The sequence below is a fragment of the Rahnella sp. CJA17(1/100) genome (assembly GCF_963881615.1).
GTDB classification, from domain to species: domain Bacteria; phylum Pseudomonadota; class Gammaproteobacteria; order Enterobacterales; family Enterobacteriaceae; genus Rahnella; species Rahnella aceris.
This window is the reverse complement of sequence record NZ_CAWOJA010000064.1, coordinates 129,145-152,334: the sequence shown is the minus strand read 5'-3', so window position 1 is coordinate 152,334 and position 23,190 is coordinate 129,145. Positions and strand designations below refer to the sequence as shown.

18 protein-coding genes are annotated in these 23,190 nt (G+C 52.1%); 9 read left to right on the top strand and 9 right to left on the bottom strand.

Annotated elements, in window-relative coordinates; translation table 11 throughout:
* Nucleotides 1-199: 199 nt before the first annotated feature.
* Nucleotides 200-1,405 carry a nicotinate phosphoribosyltransferase gene (gene pncB / locus AACU55_RS21335; RefSeq protein ID WP_013574856.1) on the bottom strand — a complete coding sequence of 402 codons (1,206 nt, stop codon included), beginning with the start codon at nt 1,403-1,405 and terminating at the stop codon, nt 200-202.
* 694 nt (nt 1,406-2,099) lie between these two features.
* Here pncB and pepN point away from each other — a divergent pair.
* On the top strand, nt 2,100-4,715 hold the full coding sequence (pepN, locus tag AACU55_RS21330; RefSeq protein ID WP_134706076.1) for an aminopeptidase N: 2,616 nt from the start codon (nt 2,100-2,102) through the stop codon (nt 4,713-4,715).
* Between the two features lie 75 nt (nt 4,716-4,790).
* Here the strand turns inward: pepN and ssuB are convergent, their stop codons facing one another.
* The 5 genes from ssuB to ssuE are packed head-to-tail and all read right to left on the bottom strand — an operon-like array spanning nt 4,791 to nt 9,161.
* The gene (gene ssuB / locus AACU55_RS21325) at nt 4,791-5,573 is read right to left on the bottom strand and encodes an aliphatic sulfonates ABC transporter ATP-binding protein (protein WP_134706075.1); all 783 of its coding nucleotides are present in this window, start codon (nt 5,571-5,573) and stop codon (nt 4,791-4,793) included.
* Nucleotides 5,570-6,361: an aliphatic sulfonate ABC transporter permease SsuC gene (ssuC, locus tag AACU55_RS21320; protein WP_134706074.1), complete on the bottom strand. Its 792-nt coding sequence runs from the start codon at nt 6,359-6,361 to the stop codon at nt 5,570-5,572. Before ssuC ends, ssuB begins: the two co-directional genes overlap by 4 nt.
* An 11-nt stretch (nt 6,362-6,372) precedes the next feature.
* Nucleotides 6,373-7,527, bottom strand: a complete 1,155-nt coding sequence (gene ssuD / locus AACU55_RS21315; protein WP_037036006.1) for an FMNH2-dependent alkanesulfonate monooxygenase — start codon at nt 7,525-7,527, stop codon at nt 6,373-6,375.
* Between the two features lie 59 nt (nt 7,528-7,586).
* Nucleotides 7,587-8,561 carry a sulfonate ABC transporter substrate-binding protein gene (locus AACU55_RS21310; RefSeq protein WP_112151109.1) on the bottom strand — a complete coding sequence of 325 codons (975 nt, stop codon included), beginning with the start codon at nt 8,559-8,561 and terminating at the stop codon, nt 7,587-7,589.
* Nucleotides 8,562-8,579: 18 nt separating this feature from the next.
* Nucleotides 8,580-9,161 carry an NADPH-dependent FMN reductase gene (ssuE, locus tag AACU55_RS21305; RefSeq protein ID WP_134706073.1) on the bottom strand — a complete coding sequence of 194 codons (582 nt, stop codon included), beginning with the start codon at nt 9,159-9,161 and terminating at the stop codon, nt 8,580-8,582.
* Between the two features lie 315 nt (nt 9,162-9,476).
* Here ssuE and pyrD point away from each other — a divergent pair, with 315 nt between their 5' ends.
* A complete protein-coding gene (gene pyrD, locus AACU55_RS21300; protein WP_134706072.1) occupies nt 9,477-10,487 on the top strand; it encodes a quinone-dependent dihydroorotate dehydrogenase in 1,011 nt (336 codons plus the stop codon).
* Nucleotides 10,488-10,671: 184 nt separating this feature from the next.
* Nucleotides 10,672-11,220: a cell division protein ZapC gene (locus AACU55_RS21295; protein ID WP_013574864.1), complete on the top strand. Its 549-nt coding sequence runs from the start codon at nt 10,672-10,674 to the stop codon at nt 11,218-11,220.
* A 30-nt stretch (nt 11,221-11,250) separates the two neighbouring features.
* Here AACU55_RS21295 and AACU55_RS21290 read toward each other — a convergent pair whose 3' ends face one another.
* A complete protein-coding gene (locus AACU55_RS21290; protein ID WP_134706071.1) occupies nt 11,251-12,354 on the bottom strand; it encodes a YcbX family protein in 1,104 nt (367 codons plus the stop codon).
* 110 nt (nt 12,355-12,464) lie between these two features.
* Here AACU55_RS21290 and rlmKL point away from each other — a divergent pair, with 110 nt between their 5' ends.
* The 6 genes from rlmKL (at nt 12,465) to rmf (ending at nt 20,496) form a co-directional block, all read left to right on the top strand.
* Nucleotides 12,465-14,585 carry a bifunctional 23S rRNA (guanine(2069)-N(7))-methyltransferase RlmK/23S rRNA (guanine(2445)-N(2))-methyltransferase RlmL gene (gene rlmKL, locus AACU55_RS21285; RefSeq protein ID WP_013574866.1) on the top strand — a complete coding sequence of 707 codons (2,121 nt, stop codon included), beginning with the start codon at nt 12,465-12,467 and terminating at the stop codon, nt 14,583-14,585.
* 5 nt (nt 14,586-14,590) lie between these two features.
* Complete coding sequence (locus AACU55_RS21280) at nt 14,591-16,495, top strand: ABC transporter ATP-binding protein (RefSeq protein ID WP_013574867.1); 1,905 nt, start codon at nt 14,591-14,593, stop codon at nt 16,493-16,495.
* A gap of 78 nt (nt 16,496-16,573) precedes the next feature.
* Nucleotides 16,574-17,848, top strand: a complete 1,275-nt coding sequence (gene pqiA / locus AACU55_RS21275; protein WP_369794817.1) for a membrane integrity-associated transporter subunit PqiA — start codon at nt 16,574-16,576, stop codon at nt 17,846-17,848.
* Nucleotides 17,835-19,487 (top strand): intermembrane transport protein PqiB, encoded by a 1,653-nt coding sequence (gene pqiB / locus AACU55_RS21270; RefSeq protein WP_081925220.1) that lies wholly within the window; start codon nt 17,835-17,837, stop codon nt 19,485-19,487. Before pqiA ends, pqiB begins: the two co-directional genes overlap by 14 nt.
* Nucleotides 19,487-20,053 carry a membrane integrity-associated transporter subunit PqiC gene (gene pqiC, locus AACU55_RS21265; protein ID WP_134706070.1) on the top strand — a complete coding sequence of 189 codons (567 nt, stop codon included), beginning with the start codon at nt 19,487-19,489 and terminating at the stop codon, nt 20,051-20,053. The genes pqiB and pqiC overlap by 1 nt, the downstream gene beginning before the upstream one ends.
* A 275-nt stretch (nt 20,054-20,328) precedes the next feature.
* Complete coding sequence (gene rmf, locus AACU55_RS21260; protein ID WP_013574871.1) at nt 20,329-20,496, top strand: ribosome modulation factor; 168 nt, start codon at nt 20,329-20,331, stop codon at nt 20,494-20,496.
* A gap of 138 nt (nt 20,497-20,634) precedes the next feature.
* Here the strand turns inward: rmf and fabA are convergent, their stop codons facing one another.
* Together fabA and AACU55_RS21250 are read right to left on the bottom strand one after the other, a co-directional pair.
* Complete coding sequence (gene fabA, locus AACU55_RS21255) at nt 20,635-21,153, bottom strand: bifunctional 3-hydroxydecanoyl-ACP dehydratase/trans-2-decenoyl-ACP isomerase (RefSeq protein WP_013574872.1); 519 nt, start codon at nt 21,151-21,153, stop codon at nt 20,635-20,637.
* A gap of 68 nt (nt 21,154-21,221) precedes the next feature.
* On the bottom strand, nt 21,222-22,988 hold the full coding sequence (locus tag AACU55_RS21250) for an AAA family ATPase (protein ID WP_134706069.1): 1,767 nt from the start codon (nt 22,986-22,988) through the stop codon (nt 21,222-21,224).
* Nucleotides 22,989-23,190: the final 202 nt, after the last annotated feature.

The following is a 23,190-nucleotide window of genomic DNA, read 5'->3' as shown; positions in this document are numbered from 1 at the left end:
ATTTTGCTATGTTACTTAGGCTTTCTCAGGACACAAGCAGAAATCGTCGTCAGCGGCCAAGAATTGTGGCGCGAATGAAGAGAGTTGTGGGGAAATATTGAGAGAGTGAATAAAAGCCGAGCAGAATTAGATCGCAAGTATATAAAGGAAAGAAAATCTGAATGAAGCGCCGGATTGATTTCCGGCACTTTAGGGAGAGTCAGGACGCTTTTTTCACCAGCGGCAGATCGAAAGCTTTGCGCAGGGCTTTAACAAAAGCTTTGTCCTGGCAAATCGTTTTGCCTGGGCTGTCAGAGAGTTTCGCGACAGGTTTGCCATTGCACTGTACCAATTTAATGACAATATTCAGCGGCTTCACGCCCGGAATATTACATGTCAGACGCGTACCAATCCCGAATATCAGATTCACCCGTTGATGGAAATGGCGATACAGGTGTAACGCTTTGTCCAGATCCAGATTGTCGGAAAAGACCAGCGTTTTGGTCATCGGGTCGATATCCAGCGCATGATAATGCGTTATCGCTTTCTCACCCCATTCAAACGGATCCCCGGAATCATGACGCAGTCCCTGATAGGCATTGGCGAATTTGCTGCCGAAATCACGCAGGAAAGCATCCATCGTAATGCAGTCAGTGAGAGCGATCCCCAGTTGATCCGGGTATTCGTCCAGCCAGGCCTGCAACGCCGCGCGCTGGCTGTTAGCCAGAACCGGGCTGATTTGCTGATGTGCCTGGAACCATTCGTGGGCTTGCGTGCCGACCGGTGCCAGCTGCAATTTATGCGCTAAATCGTAGTTACTGGTGCCGACCAGATAAGGGAATTCATTTTTCAGTGTGCTGACGATGGCTTCCTGAACTTCACCGGAGAAGCGGCGACGGGTACCGAAATCCATCAGACGGAAGGCGCCGAGATCGATATCTGCGGCCTGTTCTTTAAAACTGGCGAGATTTTTACGCAGGTGCTCCACGGCCATTTGCGCCGTCACTTGTGGAGAACGCTGGCGATGGACAACTTCACTGATGACCGCGAGCAGCGGCACTTCCCACATAATCACTTCACGCCACGGGCCCTCGATGCGCACATGCAAATGTCCGTTGCGATCGGAAACCATTACATGTTCAGGATTGTAGCGGAAGGTTTTTAGCCAGTTCAGGTAATCCTGCGTGAAGAACGGCAGCCCGGAAAGGTAGGTGAACTCGTCGTCCGTCAGCGCCAGTTGACTCATCATCTGGATTTGCTGGCGGACCTCGCTGGCGTATTCGCCCAGCAGTTCATCACCACGGCAACGGAACTCTGCCACGACGCTGATGTTGTGGTAGCGATGGTAGACTGCTTGCTGCATATGAAGCTTGTAGGCATCGGTATCTAACAGCGAAGTCAAAATCGGGGAGGCGTATGGAGTCATAGCGCGTTTACAGCATCCTCGTCAGAAACTGAGTGTTTGAACACAAACAACCGTTCCGTAAAAAAAACGTTCTGGATAAAACAGCAAAGTCTGTGAAGTATACCGTATTATCCCGTCAAAGAACCCTCATCACATCATAATTGTCGGGGAATGGTCGAGGTCTAAATGTGCTTAAATGTAGGAAATATGGGCAAGCTGGCGATTTTCCGGCGTAAAAAAAGCACGAATTGATTACATAAATTTAATCAATCTGACATTAAGAAAGAAAAAACCGGGGCGATTAAACCCCGGTTTTCTTATGTTCATTTCGCTACGTTTGTTCACGATAGTAAACGAAATGATGTTTTTGAGAGTGATTCAGGTTTTTTTTGCCCCAAATACCGATCACCCGTATCACGACCAGTATGCTGAATACCATGAAGCCATACGACAAGCTGTCCGTGACGGTTGTGTTTTTGCCGGATGCGCCAAAACCGCTGTTTTACAGAAATTTCTGTGTTTTGGTTGAAAGGTGCGCATACGCACTCACAAACTGGCAACAATCTGGGATTTCCTGATGCCTGTGGTAGAGTTTAAAGATAAAAAGTATGAAGGTCGTCCGGTGTGCTGTGCAGCGATTCGCTGACTTGCAAAACCTGCTTCATCAATCAATATCGCCATCACTACTAACAACCAACACGTCAAAAGGTTTTTTATGACTCAACTGCCACAAGCCAAGTTCCGCCACGATTATCGTGCGCCGGACTATACCATCACGGACATTGACCTTAATTTCGAGCTTGATGCACAGAAGACCCTTGTGACTGCGGTCAGTCAGATTAAACGACAGGGCGCAGAGGGCGCGCCGCTGGTGCTCAACGGCGAAGATCTGACCCTTATTAGCCTGAAGGTTAACGGCCAGGACTGGCCAAAATATCAGTTAAAAGAAGGCGCACTGGAAATTACCGGTGTGCCGGAAGCCTTTGAACTGGCGATTGTTAATGAAATTCATCCGGCAAAAAACACTGCGCTCGAAGGATTGTATCTTTCCGGTGAAGCGCTTTGTACGCAGTGTGAAGCCGAGGGTTTCCGCCACATTACGTATTATCTGGATCGTCCGGATGTGCTGGCGCGTTTCACGACCCGCATTGTGGCGGATAAAGCCCGCTATCCTTATTTGCTGTCAAACGGTAACCGTATTGATCAGGGTGAGCTGGAAGGCGGCAAACACTGGATCAAATGGCAGGACCCGTTCCCGAAACCTTGCTACCTGTTTGCGCTGGTCGCGGGTGATTTTGATGTGTTGCGCGATTCCTTCAAAACCCGTTCCGGCCGGGATGTAGCGCTCGAACTGTTTGTCGATCGTGGCAATCTGGATCGTGCAGGCTGGGCGATGGAATCCCTGAAACAGTCCATGAAATGGGACGAAACCCGTTTTAATCTGGAATACGACCTCGACATCTTTATGATTGTCGCCGTTGATTTCTTCAACATGGGCGCGATGGAGAACAAAGGCCTGAATGTCTTTAACTCCAAATACGTGCTGGCAAAAGCAGAAACCGCAACCGATAAAGATTACCTCGGTATCGAAGCGGTGATCGGCCATGAATACTTCCATAACTGGACCGGCAACCGCGTGACCTGCCGCGACTGGTTCCAGCTGAGCCTGAAAGAAGGCCTGACCGTATTCCGCGATCAGGAATTCAGCTCTGATCTGGGCTCGCGTTCAGTTAACCGCATCGATAACGTACGTGTCATGCGTGGTGCGCAGTTCTCTGAAGATGCCAGCCCGATGGCGCACCCGATCCGTCCGGAAAAAGTCATTGAAATGAACAACTTCTACACCCTGACGGTGTACGAGAAAGGTTCAGAAGTTATTCGCATGCTGCACACTTTGCTGGGGGAAGAGAAATTCCAGGCTGGCATGCAGCTGTATTTCGAGCGTCATGATGGCAGCGCGGCAACCTGTGACGATTTTGTACAGGCGATGGAAGATGCCTCAAACGTCGATCTTTCTCTGTTCCGCCGCTGGTATAGCCAGTCTGGTACACCAGTGCTGACCGTGCGCGACGACTATGACGTGGAAAAACAGCAATACACCCTGACTGTCAGCCAGAAAACCCCGCCGACGCCTGATCAGACTGAAAAGCTGCCACTGCATATCCCGCTGGATATTGAACTGTATGACCCGCAGGGCAATGTGATTGCGCTGAAACAACAGGGTCAGACGGTCAGTAACGTGCTGAACGTGACTGAAACTGAGCAGACGTTTGTGTTTGACGACGTGGAATATCCGCCGGTGCCTTCGTTACTACGTGAATTCTCCGCACCGGTGAAACTCGATTACAAATGGGGCGATCATCAGCTGACTTTCCTGATGAAGTACGCGCGTAATGATTTTGCCCGCTGGGATGCGGCACAAAGCCTGCTGGCAATTTACATCAAACTGAACGTAGCGCGTCATCAGCAGAAACAGCCATTGTCCCTGCCGTTGCATGTGGCAGATGCGTTCCGCGCGGTATTGCTGGATGAGAACATTGATCCGGCGCTGGCGTCGCAGATTCTGACTCTGCCGTCTGAAAATGAAATTGCTGAACTGTTCGATATTATCGGTCCTGAAGCGATCAGCGCTGTTCACGATGCGATCACCCGTTGTCTGGCAACCGAAATGGCGGATGAATTCCTGGCGGTTTACAACGCTAACCGTCTGCCTGCATACCGTGTCGTGCATGAAGATATCGGTAAACGTTCGCTGCGTAACACCTGCCTGCATTATCTGGCCTTTGCCGATGTGACGCTGGCCGATCAACTTGTCAGAGCGCAGTTTGAGCAGGCTGATAACATGACGGATTCTCTGGCGGCGATGTCTGCGGCGGTTTCTGCGCAACTGCCTTGCCGTGAATCCCTGATGGCGGCTTACGATGAGCGCTGGCATCACGACGGTCTGGTGATGGATAAATGGTTTATCCAGCAGGCGACCAGCCCGGCGGCCGATGTATTGCAGAAAGTCCGCTCACTGCTGAACCACCGTTCATTCAGCATGGGCAACCCGAACCGGGTCCGTTCATTAATCGGTGCTTTTGCGTCTGCAAATCCTTCTGCATTCCATGCCGCAGATGGCAGCGGTTATCAGTTCCTGACTGAAATGCTCACCGATCTTAACACCCGTAACCCGCAGGTAGCGGCGCGTATGATCGAGCCACTGATCCGCCTTAAACGCTATGACCAGAACCGTCAGGCGCTGATGCGTCAGGCGCTGCAACAGCTGAAAGGGCTGGAAAATCTGTCCGGTGATTTGTTCGAGAAAATTACCAAAGCGTTAGATGCGTAATCGCAATTAACCGCAAAGCAAAAGGGCGATGGAAACATCGCCCTTTTTTCGTTTTGTATTCGCTCAACATAGAGATCAGTTTTGCGCGCGTTTTGCTTCCTGCGCCACCGTGTGTGGAGGCTGTGGCGTCAGCACGCGTTCCAGCACTTCGGCTTCCAGCTCCGCCAGTCGCGCAGAACCTTTACGACGCGGACGTGGCAAATCAACCGTTAAATCCATGCCAATCTGCCCCTGATCGATAAGGATCACACGGTCAGCGACGGTCACCGCTTCACTGACATCGTGCGTCACCAGCAGCACGGTGAAATCATGCTGATGCCACAAACGCTCGATCAGGCTTTGCATCTCGATGCGCGTCAGGGCATCGAGTGCGCCCAGCGGTTCATCCAGTAACAGCAGGCGAGGGCGGTGGATTAATGCACGCGCCAGTGCCACGCGCTGTTTCTGTCCGCCGGATAATGCTGACGGCCAGTCGTCGGCACGATCTGCCAGCCCGACTTCTTCCAGTGCAGCTTGTGCGGCTTCACGCCACTGGCCTTTCAGGCCCAATCCCACGTTATCAATCACCTTTTTCCACGGCAGCAGGCGGTCATCCTGAAACATGAGGCGCGTATCTTCGCGCACCTGACTCAGCGGTGCGCTGGCGCTGAGCAGTTCGCCCTGAGTGGTTTTTTCCAGCCCGGCCAGCAAACGCAGCAGGGTACTTTTGCCACAACCGCTGCGCCCGACGACGGCTACAAACTGGCCGGGCGGAATGCGCAGATTGATATCGTTCAGCACGGCGCGGTTACCGTATTTTTTGGTGATGCCGGACAGTGTCACCGGCGTGCCTTGCGGAATACGTGCGGGGGCGTTCATGCGGCATCTCCTTGTTTTTTCTGATATGCAGGGTGCCAGCGCAGCCAGACACTTTCCAGCAGGCGGGCAAGGACATCGGCCAGTTTGCCAAGAATGGCGTAAAGCATGATGGCGACAACCACGACGTCAGTTTGTAAAAACTCGCGGGCATTCATCGCCAGATAACCAATCCCGGAGTTGGCGGAAATGGTTTCGGCCACAATCAACGTCAGCCACATGAACCCCAGCGCAAATCGTACGCCGACCATAATTGATGGCAACGCGCCCGGTAATACCACCTGAATAAACAGCGGGAAACCGGAAAGCCCGTAACTGCGCGACATTTCAAGCAGACCGCGGTCGATATTGCGGATGCCGTGGTAAGTGTTGAGATAAATCGGGAACAACGTTCCCAGCGCCACCAGGAAGATCTTGGCGGATTCATCAATGCCGAACCACAGGATCACCAGTGGGATCAGCGCCAGATGCGGAATGTTTCGTAGCATTTGCAGAGAACTGTCGAGCAGACGTTCGCCCCAGCGGGAAAGCCCGGTAATAAAGCCGAGAAGCAAGCCGAGACTGCCGCCGATAGCGAAACCAATCAGAGCGCGGAAGGTACTGATTTTCAGGTTCTGCCACAGCTCGCCACTCTTCGCCAGTGTCCAGAAGGCTTCCACCACTGCGCTGGGAGCGGGCAGAATGCGGTTGGATAACCAGCCCGCTTCGACAGCCAGCTGCCAGCCACCGATCAGAACCACCGGCACTACCCAGGGAGCAGCGCGGTTCAGCCAGCGTTGTGTCGTTGTCATCGGTATTCTCCTCAGTGCTGACTGGCGGTGCGTTTGGTCGCAAAGTCATGAGCGACCAGCTCGCCACGCGGCAAAATGGCTTTCTTCACAGTATTGTCATCTTCCGGTTTTGCCAGTTCCAGATGCGGGAACAGCAGTTCGCTGACGCGGTACGCTTCTTCCAGATGCGGATAACCGGAGAAAATAAAGGTATCGATGCCCAGATCAGCATATTCCTGCATACGTGCGGCGACGGTCGGGCCATCGCCCACCAGCGCCGTCCCGGCTCCGGTACGTACCAGACCAATGCCGGCCCAGAGATTCGGGCTGATTTCCAGCTTGTTGCGGTCGCCGCCGTGCAATGCCGCCATACGATGCTGGCCGACAGAGTCGGTTTTAGCGAAAGCTGCCTGCGCGCGTTGAATAGTTTCATCATCCACGTTGGCGATAAGTTTGTCGGCAGCACGCCAGGCTTCCTCGTTGGTTTCACGCACAATCACGTGCAGACGAATGCCGAAACGCACGGTGCGGCCTTGTGCGGCAGCTTTGGCACGCACCTGTTCAATTTTCTCTTTCACTAACGCCGGAGGTTCGCCCCAGGTCAGATAAAGTTCCACCTGCTCGGCGGCGAGATCCTGCGCTTCGTCGGAAGAACCACCGAAATACAGCGGCGGGCGGGGGTATTGAACCGGTGGATGCATCAGGCTCGCGCCTTTGACCTGAATGTGTTTGCCTTCGTAATCGACGGTTTCACCTTCCAGAACACGACGCCAGATACGCGTAAATTCCGCCGACGCTTCATAACGTTCTTTATGATTGAGGTGTAAACCTTCAGCCGCCAGTTCAGCCGGATCGCCACCGGTCACCAGATTAAACAGTGCACGACCGCCGGAAAGCCGGTCGAGTGTTGCCGCCTGACGGGCTGCCAGTGTCGGAGAAATAATGCCGGGACGCAGCGCCACCAGGAATTTGAGACGTTGCGTGACAGAAATCAGGGAAGCCGCTACCAGCCATGAGTCCTCGCATGAACGACCCGTTGGCAGTAGCACGCCGCCAAAACCTAAACGGTCAGCCGCTTGCGCGATCTGCTGAAGATAGCCGTGATCGACCACGCGGGCACCTTCTTCTGTGCCTAAATAGCGGCCGTCGCCGTGGGTAGGTAAAAACCAGAATACGTTCAGACTCATCGTTGTGTTCCTCTCAAAGTGTGCGATTCGTTACCGCTCAGCGGCGGCTAAATGGATGTTCAGTTAGCTTGTACGGCTGGTTTCCAGATGCGGTCTTTAATTTCAACCGGCTTTGGCAAAATATGGTTCTGATAGAACAAATCGGCGGTTTGCTGCTGGCGCTTTTCTGTTTCTGCACTGACCGGCGTGATAGGCATATCCGGCAGATGATCCAGATAAGAGGCGACCACTTTTTCCGGTAACCCCATCGACTGAGAAAGCAGTTTGATACTTTGCTCACGGTCAGTTTTGGTCAGCGCATTCGCCTGCGTTAACACTTCCAGAACCTGACTGATGAACTGAGGATTGGCCTCGGTGTATTTTTTCGGTGCCAGATAGAAGGAGCCCGTCTGGTGGAGCGTCGAGCCGTCGGTCAGAACCCGCACATCCCCCTGAACTTGCGCGGCCGAATAATACGGATCCCAGATAGCCCAGGCATCCACATCATGTTGCTGGAATGCGGCCCGTGCATCGGCAGGGGTCAGATAGACCGGCTGGATATCGCTGAATTTCAGGCCCGCCTGTTGCAGGGCACGCAACAGCAGGTTGTGCGAACTGGAGCCTTTCTGGAAAGCGACTTTATGGCCTTTGAGATCTGCGACGGTTTTGATCGGACTGTTGCTGTCGACCAGAATCACTTCTGCTTTCGGTTTCGGGGGTTCAGAGCCGATATACAACAAATCTGCCCCCGCTGCCTGCGCGAACAACGGCGGCAAATCACCGGTACCGCCCAGATCAATACTTCCGACGTTCAGCGCTTCAAGAATTTGCGGCCCGGCAGGGAATTCTACCCAGCTTATTTTTGTATCCGGGAAACGTTTTTCCAGTAACTGGTGTGATTTCGCCAGCACCAGTCCGACAGATCCTTTCTGATAGGCAATACGTAATTGCGCCGGATCCTTTTCCTGAGCCGTTGCGGTGCCGCTCAGAAAAAGGCTGGTCAGCAGGCTGGCCACAACCGGGATACGGCGTAATAAAGAGAAAGAAGCAGGCATGATTAATTCCTTTTAAAGTCAGACACGCAGTGCTTGCGCAGAAAGGGATGCAACAGACGGAAGCTGCGGACGGCGGCGGCTCAGCGCCAGGTAGAAGTTTTCCAGAGATTCGATCAGACGCTCTTCCAGTGCGGGGGCCAGCTTCGCAGGGAACGTCTGATAATCGGTGATCTGGCTGTCATCTGCGAAAACGCCCTGCAAAACTTCCTGTGCTTTCAGCGAGGCGAGTACCGGTTTTAGGGCGTAATCGACGGCCAGCATATGCCCGATAGATCCGGCTGTAGCCAGTGGCAACACCACTTTATGGTCGAGCGCGCGTTCTGGCAGTAAATCGAGCAGGGTTTTCAGTGCGCCGGAAAAAGACGCTTTATACACTGGTGTGGCGACGATCAGGCCATCAGCACTCGCCAGTTCAGCATTCAGTTGCTTGAGTTGCGGGCTGCCAAAATTAGCGAAAAGCAGATCGTCTGCTGAAAAATCCTGAATATTGTAGGTAAAGACTTCAACGCCACGGCTCGCCAGCCACTGGTGGCTGAGTGCCAGCAGGGAAGAGGAGCGGGAGGGTTGTCGCGGACTGCCTGCCAGAGTCACTACACGCATTTGCTTATTCCTTATAACAATTTGTTATAGAACTATCATTTTTCTTAACGAAGTGAGGTAAACCTAGCAGGCAGAGGCGGCGCAGCGGAAATCTCAATTTTGGCTATGGAAAGTTTCAAAACAGATAAAGCACGTGTCGGGTGTGCTGCGGGGCGATGGGGGGAAAGGAAATAAAAGTGAATTAAAGGTAACAAAAAGGTAATCGTTTGCGCAGCGAAGCAATTATTTGGCCAATATGCCGGTTATCATTTCCAATTGTCCGGCGCTTAGTCAATAATACCGCCCCGTCTAGCCACCGGGAATCCAGGAGTCTCCATGTATTATCCTCTTGTCAGGAAAGCACTGTTTCAGCTCGATCCAGAGCGCGCCCACGAGTTAACCTTTCGTCAGTTGAGCCGCATTTCCGGCACCCCGTTTGAATTCCTGATCCGCCAGTCAGTGCCGACCAAACCGGTAAACTGCATGGGATTATCCTTTAAGAACCCTTTGGGACTGGCCGCAGGCCTGGATAAAGACGGCGAATGTATTGATGCGCTGGGGGCAATGGGCTTTGGATTTATTGAAGTCGGTACTGTGACCCCGCGTGCGCAGGCCGGTAATGATAAGCCGCGTTTATTCCGTATTGTGGAAGCTGAAGGCCTGATTAACCGCATGGGTTTCAATAACCATGGCGTGGATAATCTGGTGAATAATGTCAAAAAATCACATTTTGGCGGCATTCTGGGGATTAATATTGGCAAGAATAAAGATACGCCTGTTGAGCACGGCGCAGACGATTATCTGACCTGTATGGAAAAGGTATATCCGTACGCCGGTTATATCGCGGTGAATATTTCATCACCTAACACGCCGGGATTACGTTCACTGCAATACGGTGAAGCGCTGGATGATTTGCTGGCAGCGATTAAGAATAAGCAGCTTGAGTTACAGCAACGCCATCAGAAATATGTGCCTGTTGTGGTGAAGATCGCACCGGATCTTTCTGAGGAAGAATTGATCCAAATAGCCGACAGTTTAGTGCGCCATAATATGGATGGCGTGATTGCGACGAATACCACACTCGATCGTAAACTGGTTCAGGGGCTGAATTATTGCGAACAGGTTGGTGGTCTGAGCGGGCGCCCGTTGCAGCTGCGCAGCACAGAAATTATCCGTATGCTCTCTCATGAATTACAAGGGCGTCTGCCGGTTATTGGTGTTGGCGGTATTGATTCATTAACGGCGGCCCGTGAGAAAATGGCCGCAGGCGCTTCCTTAATTCAAATCTATTCCGGCTTTATCTTTAAAGGTCCGGGTCTGATCAAAGATATTGTTACCCATATCTAATATTTTTCATCCTGAAGACGAGTCAGGGGTTTATTTATTAACCCGGCTCGTCTATATTTTGTCCACTGACCGTAATTCAGGCTCAGGATTTGTCTGATATCGTTTCGTTACTGAAAAATCTATTCTTACAGATTAGCCGGTAATGAAGTCAGGCAGAGGGCATGAGGGTAAACAGGATGACGAAATGAAAATTAAACCAGATGATAATTGGCGTTGGTATTTTGATACAGAACATGACCGGCTTATGCTGGACCTCGCCAATGGCATGATTTTCCGTTCCCGTTTTCCCGCCAAAATGTTAACTCCTGATGCTTTCGGAAATATGTCATTTTGTGTCGATGATGCGGCGCTGTATTTTGATTTTGAAGAACAGTGCAAACATATTCGTCTCGCAGCTGAACAACGCGCTGAATTAGTTCTGAACGCCTTAGTCGCTTATCGTTTTTTAAAACCGCTGATGCCGAAGAGCTGGCATTTCAGTCAGCAGATGCGTCCTTTCCAGCCTGCTAATGGTCAGCTTGCTCAGGTGCAGGTGATGGAAAGCGGTGAACAGGCGACATTACTGGTGGTGGAATCCGGTGATAATGCCAGTCTGTGCCTGCTGGCGCAGGAACGGCTGACGGTCGCAGGGCGCGGCATGGTGCTGGGGGATGCTATTAAAGTGATGCATGACCGGCTAATGCCAGCAGCATTCCGCGTTGACAGGGATGATGTTTACGATCAGGCAGTTTAGTTTCCTGCCTGATCCTCATTAAATACACCTCTAGCCGAGCACGATATCCGTAGCCGGAATACAACTACACGCTAATATCGTTCCATCTTTTCCCACTGCACTCTCTTTCAGCGGTGCCACTTTTCCTTCTTTCAATGTCATCCTGCACGCGCCACAAATTCCTGCACGACAGGAATAGGGGATACGTAATCCCTGCAATTCCAGCTGCTCGAGCAAAATCTGCTGATTGTTGCCGGTAAACTGCGTTCCCTGGTAATTAATGCTGACGTCCTGCGCGGTGCTTTTTGGCGCTTCCACATTTTCAATGATATCGCCCGCGCAGTAAGGCCGTGGTGGCCTGGTTGCCAGCACCTGAACGCTGTCGCCTGCGCGGATCACGCCGCTGTTGCGGGCAATCATGTTCTGACCGAAATCGACATCGCCGTCGCTGGCGGTACGATAGCCCTGTAATGTTTTCAACGGTTCGCCACGCGGATGTTTGCGACCTTTTTCGATACTGACTGTGGTAAAAATACAGCGGCTGCAAGGTTTCACCAGATCGAAAATCACTTCTCCGATGCGGATCGTCTGCCAGCTGTCTTCGGCATAGGCTTGTGCGCCGCTGACCACGATGTTCGGCCTGAATTGCTCAATCCTGACACCGCCCGGACAGCGGCGCTGTAAATCCTGCATTGAGGCTTCATTGATCAGCAGATACGGGAATCCGTCAGCAAACGACAGCGGCACTTCCGGATGTTTTTTTACCCGGCGCGTCGGCTCATCGCCAACCCAGCGCAGTTGAACGTCACGCTTTAAATAGCCACTTAACCAGCGATTTACGGGTTCCGGCGCGATGAGTGAGGTAAACTGATTGCCCCAGACTTCCGTCGGCGAGTGAACGCCTGCGAAATCACGAAATTTGACTGTGATGCTTTCGCCTTCGGGCGCGGAGATCATCAGACCATCGGGCAGCAAAACCGGCGTGAACAGAACGAGGTTCGGATACTGGCGGGCTGTAATGAACATGCCTTGCGGATCGGTAATCATGAACTGGCGATCGAACGCCAGGCCGGTTGCTGTCACCAGCGAGTATGAAACCTGCAGGCCGCGCATGGATTTGACCGGGTGAACAAATAAACGTGAAAGAATGGGCACTGAAGACTGCCTCTCAGAGTGTAAAGTCTTAAGAAGAACCAGAGACTTTATGACAAGAGGCGGGGATTAGCTATAATGCGCAACAATTTTATTTTTGGTGATATGTCGATATGAACTCTTTGTTTGCCAGCACGGCGCGTGGACTGGAAGAACTGTTAAAAAGCGAACTGGAAACGCTGGGTGCGCAAGCCTGTAAAGTTGTGCAGGGAGGGGTGCATTTTGAAGGTGACGATCGCCTGCTGTACCGCAGCTTATTGTGGAGCCGTCTGGCTTCGCGCATCCTGTTGCCGCTGAACGAATTCAAAGTTCACAGCGATCTGGATCTTTATCTTGGCGTGATGGCGATCGACTGGCCGGCCGTTTTTGGCGTGGAAAAAACCTTCGCTGTGCATTTCAGCGGCCTGAATGACGAAATCCGTAACAGCCAGTACGGTGCACTGAAAGTGAAAGACGCCATCGTCGACAGCTTTACCCGCAAAATGGACGAACGCCCGAATGTGGCGAAACAGCAGCCCGACATCCGCGTAAACGTCTTCCTGCAACGTGATACCGCCAGCGTCGCGCTGGATCTCAGCGGCGAAGGCCTGCATCAGCGCGGCTACCGCGATCTGACCGGTCAGGCGCCGCTGAAAGAAAACCTGGCAGCAGCGATTGTAATGCGCTCCGGCTGGCAGGCGGGCACACCGATGGTCGATCCGATGTGTGGTTCCGGGACATTGCTGATTGAAGCGGCAATGATCGCTGCCGATCGCGCGCCGGGCTTACATCGTCAGCACTGGGGCTTTACCGGCTGGAATAAATTTGACGCTGAACTGTGGCGCGAACTGACCGCAGAAGCGCAGGTTCGTACCCGCCGTGCGGTGCAGGAAACCACTTCCCGTTTCTTCGGTTCTGATATCGACCGTCGCGTGATTGAGATGGCGCGTGCGAACGCCCGTCGCGCTGGTGTTGCGGAACTGATCAGCTTTGAAGCCTCAGAAGTTGGGAAACTGGTGAATCCGCTGCCGGAAGGCCCGGTGGGTACGGTCATCAGCAACCCGCCATACGGCGAGCGTCTGGAAAGCGAACCGGCATTGATTGCGCTGCATAACATGCTCGGCCGCATTATGAAGACCAAATTTGGTGGCTGGCAGTTGTCGCTGTTCAGTGCGTCACCGGAATTGCTGAGCTGCCTGCAACTGCGTGCTGAGCGCCAGTTCAAAGCTAAAAACGGCCCGCTGGAATGTGTGCAGAAAAACTATCAGCTGGCAGAAAACCCGACGGGTGCGGCCGGTACGCAAATGGCGGAAGATTACGCTAACCGCCTGCGTAAAAACGTCAAAAAACTGGAAAAATGGGCCAAACAGCAGGGCATTGAATGCTATCGCCTGTATGATGCCGATTTGCCGGATTATAACGTTGCGGTTGACCGCTATGGCAGCAAAGTGGTGGTGCAGGAATATGCGCCGCCAAAAACGGTTGATGCACAAAAAGCCCGTCAGCGCTTGTTTGACGTGATAAACGCCACCCTGTCTGTACTGGATATTTCATCCAGCCAGTTGATCCTGAAAACCCGTGAGCGCCAGAAAGGCACCAGTCAGTACGAGAAACTGGCGCAGAAAGGTGAGTTCCTGCTGGTTGAGGAATTCAACGCTAAACTGTGGGTTAACCTGACGGATTATCTCGATACCGGCTTGTTCCTTGATCACCGCATCGCCCGCAAAATGCTGGGTGAAATGAGCAAAGGTAAAGACTTCCTTAACCTGTTTGCTTACACCGGTACCGCCAGTGTTCATGCTGGCCTGGGCGGCGCGCGCAGCACGACCACGGTAGATATGTCCCGCACATATCTGGAATGGGCGGAAAAGAACCTGCGTGCCAACGATCTGACCGGCCGCCAGCATCGACTTATCCAGGCGGATTGCCTGTCTTATCTGGGCATGTGTGACGAACAGTTTGATGTGATCTTTATCGATCCACCGACGTTCTCCAACTCGAAACGTATGGCCGAAAGTTTTGACGTACAGCGTGATCATCTGGCTCTGATGAAAGATCTGAAACGCATTTTACGTCGCAACGGCACCATTATGTTCTCCAACAACAAGCGCGGTTTCCAGATGGATCTCGACGGACTGAGTAAACTGGGGCTGAGCGCGAAAGAAATCACCAGCCAAACCCTGTCACAGGATTTCGCCCGTAATCGTCAGATTCATAACTGCTGGCTGCTGTCCCATGCCGGCGAGGAAAAATAAAGTTTATGTCGTTAATTAGTATGTCAGGTGCCTGGCTGTCATTCAGTGACTCGCCGCTGTTGGATAACACCGAATTACACATCGAGCCGAATGAGCGTGTCTGTCTGGTTGGCCGTAACGGTGCCGGTAAATCGACGCTGATGAAGATCCTGAACCGCGAAGTGCCGCTCGATGACGGGCGTATCGTGTATGAGCAGGATTTGATTGTTGCGCGTCTGCAACAGGATCCGCCGCGCAATGTCGAAGGTACGGTGTTTGATTTCGTATCAGAAGGCGTGTTCGAGCAGGCTGAACATCTGAAGGCGTATCACGCCATTTCGCATCTGGTTGAAACCGACCCGAGCGAAAAGAACATGAACAAACTGGCTCAGGTGATGGAGATCCTCGATCATCAGGGCCTGTGGCAGCTCGACAGCCGTATCAACGAAGTATTGCTGAAACTGGGTCTGGATGCAGATACAGAGCTGAAATCCCTGTCCGGCGGCTGGCTGCGTAAAGCGGCGCTGGGCCGTGCTCTGGTCAGCGCGCCGCATATTCTGCTGCTCGATGAACCGACGAACCATCTGGATATCGAAAGTATCGCGTGGCTGGAAGACTTCCTGAAGGAATTCCAGGGCAGCATTATCTTCATTTCCCATGACCGTTCTTTCATCCGCAATATGGCGACGCGCATTGTCGATCTTGATCGCGGCAAACTGGTGTCTTATCCAGGTAATTACGAAGCCTATCTGCTGGCAAAAGAAGAAGCCTTACGCGTTGAAGAACTGCAGAACGCCGAGTTTGATAAAAAACTGGCGCAGGAAGAAGTGTGGATCCGTCAGGGTATCAAAGCCCGCCGTACCCGCAACGAAGGCCGCGTACGCGCTCTGAAAGCCCTGCGTAAAGAGCGTTCCGATCGCCGGGAAGTGATGGGCACCGCCAAAATGCAGGTGGTCGAAGCCGCGAGTTCAGGCAAGATTGTCTTTGAAATGGAAGACGTTTATTACAGCATTGCCGGAAAACAACTGGTGAGCAACTTCTCTGCGCAAGTCATGCGTGGTGATAAAATTGCGCTGATTGGCCCGAACGGTTGTGGTAAAACGACGTTGCTGAAACTGATGTTAAGTAAGATTCAGGCAGACAGCGGCCGTGTTCACTGTGGTACTAAACTGGAAGTGGCGTACTTCGACCAGCACCGTGCTGAGCTGGATCCTGAACGTACGGTGATGGATAACCTGGCCGAAGGTAAGCAGGAAGTGATGGTCAATGGCCGTGCACGCCATGTACTGGGCTACCTGCAGGACTTCCTGTTCCATCCGAAGCGCGCCATGACACCGGTAAAAGCGCTGTCAGGTGGCGAGCGTAACCGTCTTCTGCTGGCAAAATTATTCCTGCGCCCAAGCAACCTGTTGATCCTCGATGAACCGACCAACGACCTGGATGTGGAAACTCTTGAACTCCTGGAAGAGATGATCGACAGCTATCAGGGCACGGTACTGCTGGTGAGCCATGATCGTGAATTCGTTGATAACTCGGCAACCGAATGCTGGATTTATGAAGGCGATGGCGTGATCAACAGCTATGTCGGTGGTTACCATGATGCACAGCATCAGCGCCGCAACCAGAAGCCAATCCGTCAGGCGGTGACCACGGAAAATAAACCCGCTGCACAACCTAAAGCAGAACCGGCCAAACGCACCGCGAATAAGCTCAGCTATAATCAGCAACGTGAGCTGGAACAATTGCCTTCGCAAATCAGCACTCTGGAAGAAAAAATCAGTGCCTTGCAACAGCAAATGAGCGATGCGAATTTCTTCACCCTTCCTCATGAAGAAACTCAGCAAGTGCTCACCGCTTTCGCTGCCGCAGAGCTTGAGTTAGAGCAGGCGTTTGAACGTTGGGAAGCGCTGGAAGCGCAGAAGAACGCTTAACACTGCCTCATGATTGGCAACCGGATAAAGGGAAGGCCGGTTGCCGATATTCGTAGTCTTTCCGCTGTTGAGGAGTCGATAGTGTGTTCTGACGCCCATGATCATGACCCGCACATATTATGTCCCCAATGCGATATGCTGGTGGCAATACCCGGCCTGCACATCGGGCAAAAAGCGGTGTGTCCCCGTTGCCACACTACGCTAACCTCCCGCTGGAATGAGCCTCGAAGACGTCCTGTCGGTTATGCCATCAGCGCGTTGTTCATGCTGTTGCTGGCCAATCTCTTTCCTTTCGTCAATATGAATGTTGCCGGGCTGAGCAGCGAAGTCACGCTGGTGCAAATCCCTCAGGTTCTGGTTTCAGAAGACTATGCCAGCATGGCGTCGTTATTCATGATCGTGGTGCAACTGCTCCCGGCCATTTGCATGCTGTCCATTATCATCCTCTGCCAGAGTTTCAATATTCCCGTTCGCTGGAAAGTTGTCATTGCCCGGACCTTATTCCAACTGAAAGCCTGGTGTATGGTCGAGATTTTCCTTGCCGGGGTACTGGTCAGTTTCGTGAAACTCATGGCTTATGGCGACGTGGGCGTGGGCAGCAGTTTTTATCCCTATGTCCTGTTTTGCCTTCTGCAATTGCGTGCCTTTCAGTGCACGGACCGTCTTTGGATATGGCAGCACATCGAACCTGCTCCGGCGGTAGATCAGCCACTGCGCATGGGAGAAAGCGGTCTGCGTCAGGGTCTGCGATCCTGTCATTGCTGCATGGCAATTTTACCGGTTGATCAGAAAGAATGTGGCCGTTGCAAAACCCATGGTCATGCACGGCGTAAAAATAGTCTGCAATGGACAATGGCTCTGCTGGTGACCTCCGTTCTGCTGTATATCCCGGCAAATCTGTTGCCTATCATGATCACTCAGGTACTGGGTAATCCGATACCGTCTACGATTATGGCCGGGGTGGCGCTGTTATGGAGCGAAGGTTCCTATCCCGTGGCTCTGGTTATTTTGATCGCCAGTATTATGGTGCCGACGCTCAAAATGATCGCTATTGGCTGGCTATGCTGGGATGCGAACTCTAATAAAGAGATCGACAGGGAACGATTACATGTCATTTACGAGGTGGTTGAGTTCGTTGGCCGCTGGTCAATGATCGACGTGTTTGTTATTGCGGTACTGGCGGCGCTGGTGAGAATGGGGCAACTGATGAGTATTTATCCGGATATTGGCGCGCTGCTGTTCGCCGGCGTAGTTATCCTCACCATGTTTGCCGCAACGACATTTGACCCAAGGCTCATTTGGGATCGTGCTGGAATGAAGTCTACAAAGGAGCCACAAGATGGCGGGAAATAACATGGCAGAGCATGACGGAACTGCCAAAGTAGAGAAAATTAAACGCTGGTCGCCAGTGTGGATCGTACCGATCGTCACTGCGCTGATTGGCGCGTGGATCCTGTTTTATCACTACAGCCATCAGGGCCCGGAAGTCACGCTGATCACTACCACCGCTGAGGGCATCGAAGGTGGCAAAACCACCATCAAAAGCCGTAACGTCGATGTCGGTAAAGTAGAGTCCGTTACGCTTAGCGATGATTTACAACAAGTTATCATCAAAGCACGACTGAACACCGGCATGGAAAAAATGCTGCGCGGGGACTCTGTTTTTTGGGTAGTGAAACCGCAAATCGGACGTGAAGGCATCTCCGGTCTGGGCACATTATTGTCTGGCGCTTATATTCAGCTGCAGCCGGGTAACAAGGGGGGAGAAAAATCAGAATATAAACTGGATGACTCCCCCCCGCTGGCGTCACCTGATGCGAAAGGGATCCGCGTGAGTCTGGAAAGTGAGCGTTCCGGTCAGCTGAGTCCAGGCGACCCTGTGTTGTTCCGGGGTTTCCAGGTCGGTACGGTGGAAACCAGTCACTTTGATCCGAAAGCACGTAACATCAAATACCAGCTTTTCATCCGTGCGCCTTACGACACACTGGTGACTGACAACGTGCGTTTCTGGAAAGACAGCGGCGTGAACTTCGATATGTCTGCCGCCGGTATGCGTGTCGAAATGGGGTCACTGACCACGTTATTTAGTGGTGGTGTCAGCTTTGATATTCCGAATGGCTGGACGCAGGGCAACGAAGCCAAAAATGGTGACAGTTATAGGCTCTTTGATGATCAGAAAAGCATTCAGGAATCGCTGTATACCCGTCACACGGATTACGTGATGTTCTTCTCGGATTCTATTCGCGGTCTGCAACCTGGCGCACCTGTTGAATTCCGTGGTATTCGTCTGGGTACTGTGGCCGAAGTGCCTTATCCGATGAATGTGGTGAAACAGCAGATGTCGGACGATTATCGCATTCCTGTGCTGATCCGCATTGAACCCGATCGCTTCGTTCAACTGTTGGGCAGTAATTTCAATATTGAAGATCATATCCGTGACGGTATTGCTCAGGGTCTGCGTGCTTCGATGAAATCCGCCAACCTGTTAACAGGGGCGATGTATATCGATCTGGATTTCTATCCGAATGAGAAACCGTGGAAAGGGCCGCTGGAAATCGGCGGGCATAAATTGTTGCCGACGGTGAGTGGAGGCTTTGCACAGATTCAGCAAAAACTGATGACAACCCTCGATAAGATCAACAATCTGCCAATCGAACCGATGATGCGCGAAGCGACAAGTACGCTGGCTGAAAGTCAGAGGACGATGAAGTCAACGCAGAAAACGATTGAGTCTCTGAACGCGATTGTCAGCAGTAAAGAGATGAAAAATCTGCCTCAGGATATGCAGCAGACGCTGATTCAGTTGAACCGCAGCCTGAAAGGCTTCCAGCCTGGTTCGCCGGCGTACGGCAATCTGGTCGGCGATATGCAGAGTCTGGATAAAACCCTGCGTGAGCTGCAACCGGTATTGAAAACGCTGAATCAGAAAAGTAACGCACTGATTTTCGCTGCCCCAGGGCAAGATGATCCTCAGCCGAAGAAGGCCAAATAATGATGAAATGGATACCTGTCGTCTTAGCATTATTCCTGACTGCCTGTAGCAGCAGTGATCAGAAAACCTACTACCAGTTGCCTGTGCTGAGCAGCACCGTAACAACAGGTAGCGTGATGTCTGCAGGTGCCGTACAGCGGCATCTGTGGGTTGAGCGGGTGAGTGTTGCTGATTATCTGGCAGGGTCAGGGCTGGTATATCAGACCAATGATGTGCAGTACACGCTGACCCAGAATAATCTCTGGGCCAGTCCGTTGGATCAGCAACTACAGCAAGCACTGGTCACCTATTTACGCCGGGACTTGCCGGGCTCGCTGGTTTCCACTCAGGCGGCGAATACCGACGATCAGGATGTGCTGAACGTTAATGTCACCGGTTTCCATGGCCGCTATGACGGTATTGTGATCGTCAGTGGCAGCTGGAGCCTGACACGCAACGGGCAGATGATTCAGCGTGATTTCACCCTGAATCTCAAGCAAAACGAAGATGGCTATGACGCGCTGGTCAGAACGTTGGCTACCGGCTGGCAGCAAGAAGTGGGCCAGATTGCTGCGCAGATAAGATGACGTTTTTTTAAGCTTAATATTTTTTAAGTTAAAGATAAAAAATCCCGGTTTCTGACCTGACAGACACCGGGATTTTTTTATGGGGATCAGCCAGATGAGGGATTAACTGGCGCGATTATTTTGTGCACAATCCAATAATATAGCTCACGAATGTGACATTGGCGTGAATTTTGCGCATTGACCTCTCCTCATATTGCAGCTATTTGTTAGATGTGGACGCAGAAGCGGGCCACTGTTTTCTTTCCACCTGACCTGAATAATGAGGGATACAAGGCATGAAGAGACAAAAACGCGATCGCCTGGAACGGGCACAATCACGTGGATATCAAGCAGGTATTGGCGGACGCTCAAAAGAGATTTGTCCGTACCAATCATTAGATGCCCGATCACACTGGCTCGGGGGTTGGCGACAAGCCATGGAGGACAGGGCTGTTACCGCTTAAGCGGCTACCCTGTCAGAATAAGGAACAACCTCCGCTATGCGCGGAGGTTTTTGTTTGCAGGGCAGAGTGCCCGTACAGCAGACATAAAAAAGGTGAACCCGGAGGCTCACCCTTTTTCAGACGTCGTGCAGGGCTTTATCAGAAAGCCGCAGCGTCTTTGAACAGACCCACTTTCAGATCAGTGGCGGTGTAAATTACCACACCATCAACCAGCACTTCACCATCAGCAACGCCCATGATCAGTTTACGGTTGATCACGCGTTTGAAGTTCAGACGGTAGGTGACCAGCTTCGCGGTTGGCAGAACCTGACCAGTGAATTTCACTTCACCTACACCCAGTGCGCGGCCTTTGCCTTCGCCACCGAGCCAGCCCAGATAGAAGCCCACTAACTGCCACATGGCATCCAGACCCAGACAACCAGGCATTACCGGATCGCCAATAAAGTGACAACCAAAGAACCACAGATCAGGGTTGATATCTAATTCAGCTTCAACATAGCCTTTGCCATGGGTGCCGCCGTCTTCTTGCATCTTTACGATACGATCCATCATCAGCATATTGCCTGATGGTAACGGAGGGCCACCAGCGCCGAACAGTTCACTGCGGCCAGAAGCTACGAGGTCTTCTTTCGTATAGGAATCGCGTTTATCTACCATGTTCTATGTAAGCCTTATTTTAATGAAGGGCGAAGTTTAGCGAACAGCTGTAAGCTGAACAACTCCGATCAGCTGCGATTGAACCAGTTCAACCAGCGAAGAGGCCACGGATAACGCGGGCTGCCTTGCGATGTCGCCAGCGCAATACGCTGCTGAATTAATCCCAGCAGACTCGGACGCTCTTCTTCAGCTTCTTCTTCGTTTGTGTAAATCAATCCGGTCAGGATAGGCAGCGCTTCGGCTGCGTTATCAACTGCCCATAAATGAAACTGGCCTTCGCGAACGGCGTCCAGAACCTGCGGATGCAGGCACAGGTTGCGCACGTTGCTGGTTGGCAGAATGACCCCTTGTTTACCGGTCAAACCGCGACGTTGACAAACTTCGAAGAAACCTTCGATTTTCTCGTTTACGCCACCAATAGGTTGCACATTCCCAAACTGATCGACAGAGCCGGTGACCGCAATTTGCTGGTTGATCGGCTGCATCGACAACGCACTGATCAGTGCGCAGAGTTCAGCAAGTGAAGCGCTGTCGCCGTCCACTTCTCCGTAAGACTGCTCAAATACAATCGAGGCGGAAAAGGGCAGAGGCTGGTCGAGTTCTAACTCGGAAATCAGAAAGGCCTGCATAATCATCATGCCTTTGGCATGCAGATTACCACCTAACTCGGCTTTACGTTCGACGTCGGTAAATTCGCCGTCGCCGGCATGTACGACACAACTAATTCGGGAAGGTTCACCCAACGCTCGCGGATGCCCCGGATATTCCAGTACAGACAGGCCATTAATCTGCCCGACAACTTCGCCTTCTGTTTCAATGCGAATTTGTCCAAGTTCGATTTCATCCTGCATACGCTCCTGGAGATAACTCTCACGCCATGCACGTGCACCGGATGCCGCTTCAAGAGACTTAACGCTCAGCAACTCGTCTTCATTATAGAGTGCAGCTTCGCTAAGTTGGGTGTTAAGCCATACCGGATCGAGTGTCAGACTGCCCTGATCGGTGCTGTGACGAATGGCCATTTTTAGAAACTCGGGCCATGCATCAGCGGCCAGGCGTGGGATCTCAAGCTCATCAGCCAGCGTATTGACATAACCACACCAGGTTTCCATATCGCTTTCTTCCGTCAGCGGCAGGTCGGCTTCAAATTCACCATAAATGGAAGAATCCACCAACTCTGGCTCCATATCACTGAGGTCACCAAGCGATAAGCGGTCACCGACCAGAATCAGGCGAATATCCAAAGGCATCGGAGGGACTGTCACAGGTAAAGGTGTCGTCTCATCTGGTGAGACCCAATGATATTGACCTTCGGTGATCATCTGTTTCAGACGCAACCACATCAGAGGCTGCGCGATGAGGGTACGGATGGAAAGTACCAGCACACCGCCATTCACCTGGTGTACCAATCCCGGTTCCAGCTGGATCTGGTCTTTGTAAATGCGCACACACCCGAACAGCTGTTCAGGTTCAACCCATTCACGATACTGGCAGGTCGATTTCGCCGCGAATGCATCTTCCGCTGTCTTCGCCGCCAGCAGCGTTACCTTATTGCCTTCAATATGGTAACGGTTACCCGTGACTTCCGCCGGTTCAGGTAGTAAGTCGCTGACCACCTGCTTAATGCGTGACAAGTATTCGCGATTTTCCTGCGCCTTGAGCGTCATAAAACGCACACGTGAGCGGGGATGACAAAACAGCGTTAAACCATTTTCCAGCCGGGGCTGAATTCCTGCAAAATCGACAGGGGCTAACTGGGCAGCCGTTGCAAAGATTGCCTCGTAAGGCGCGGAGTCGGGCAGTAAAAGCTGCCAGTCAAGTCGGTTATTGGTCAATGTGTTAGCTGTTTTCTATAAAGAGGGAAAGTGCGATTATACAAGAATAAATCCGGCTGCATACAATGAGAGTCGTAGCGGAATTGGTCTTAGTGCACATTGCTGTACAGGTGGGCAAAAAACAACCAAAATAAGCGGTTTTATTTGGGGTGAAAATTGAATTAAAGCTGTTATGCTTAGTAAAGTTACGTGGTCACCGAAG

Excerpts from the sequence above, each read along its gene's own strand:
- pncB (WP_013574856.1), bottom strand. The coding sequence starts at position 1,405 with ATGACTCCATACGCCTCCCCGATTTTGACTTCGCTGTTAGATACCGAT.
- pepN (WP_134706076.1), top strand. The coding sequence starts at position 2,100 with ATGACTCAACTGCCACAAGCCAAGTTCCGCCACGATTATCGTGCGCCG.
- ssuB (WP_134706075.1), bottom strand. The coding sequence starts at position 5,573 with ATGAACGCCCCCGCACGTATTCCGCAAGGCACGCCGGTGACACTGTCC.
- ssuC (WP_134706074.1), bottom strand. The coding sequence starts at position 6,361 with ATGACAACGACACAACGCTGGCTGAACCGCGCTGCTCCCTGGGTAGTG.
- ssuD (WP_037036006.1), bottom strand. The coding sequence starts at position 7,527 with ATGAGTCTGAACGTATTCTGGTTTTTACCTACCCACGGCGACGGCCGC.
- AACU55_RS21310 (WP_112151109.1), bottom strand. The coding sequence starts at position 8,561 with ATGCCTGCTTCTTTCTCTTTATTACGCCGTATCCCGGTTGTGGCCAGC.
- ssuE (WP_134706073.1), bottom strand. The coding sequence starts at position 9,161 with ATGCGTGTAGTGACTCTGGCAGGCAGTCCGCGACAACCCTCCCGCTCC.
- pyrD (WP_134706072.1), top strand. The coding sequence starts at position 9,477 with ATGTATTATCCTCTTGTCAGGAAAGCACTGTTTCAGCTCGATCCAGAG.
- AACU55_RS21295 (WP_013574864.1), top strand. The coding sequence starts at position 10,672 with ATGAAAATTAAACCAGATGATAATTGGCGTTGGTATTTTGATACAGAA.
- rlmKL (WP_013574866.1), top strand. The coding sequence starts at position 12,465 with ATGAACTCTTTGTTTGCCAGCACGGCGCGTGGACTGGAAGAACTGTTA.
- AACU55_RS21280 (WP_013574867.1), top strand. The coding sequence starts at position 14,591 with ATGTCGTTAATTAGTATGTCAGGTGCCTGGCTGTCATTCAGTGACTCG.
- pqiB (WP_081925220.1), top strand. The coding sequence starts at position 17,835 with ATGGCGGGAAATAACATGGCAGAGCATGACGGAACTGCCAAAGTAGAG.
- pqiC (WP_134706070.1), top strand. The coding sequence starts at position 19,487 with ATGATGAAATGGATACCTGTCGTCTTAGCATTATTCCTGACTGCCTGT.
- rmf (WP_013574871.1), top strand. The coding sequence starts at position 20,329 with ATGAAGAGACAAAAACGCGATCGCCTGGAACGGGCACAATCACGTGGA.
- fabA (WP_013574872.1), bottom strand. The coding sequence starts at position 21,153 with ATGGTAGATAAACGCGATTCCTATACGAAAGAAGACCTCGTAGCTTCT.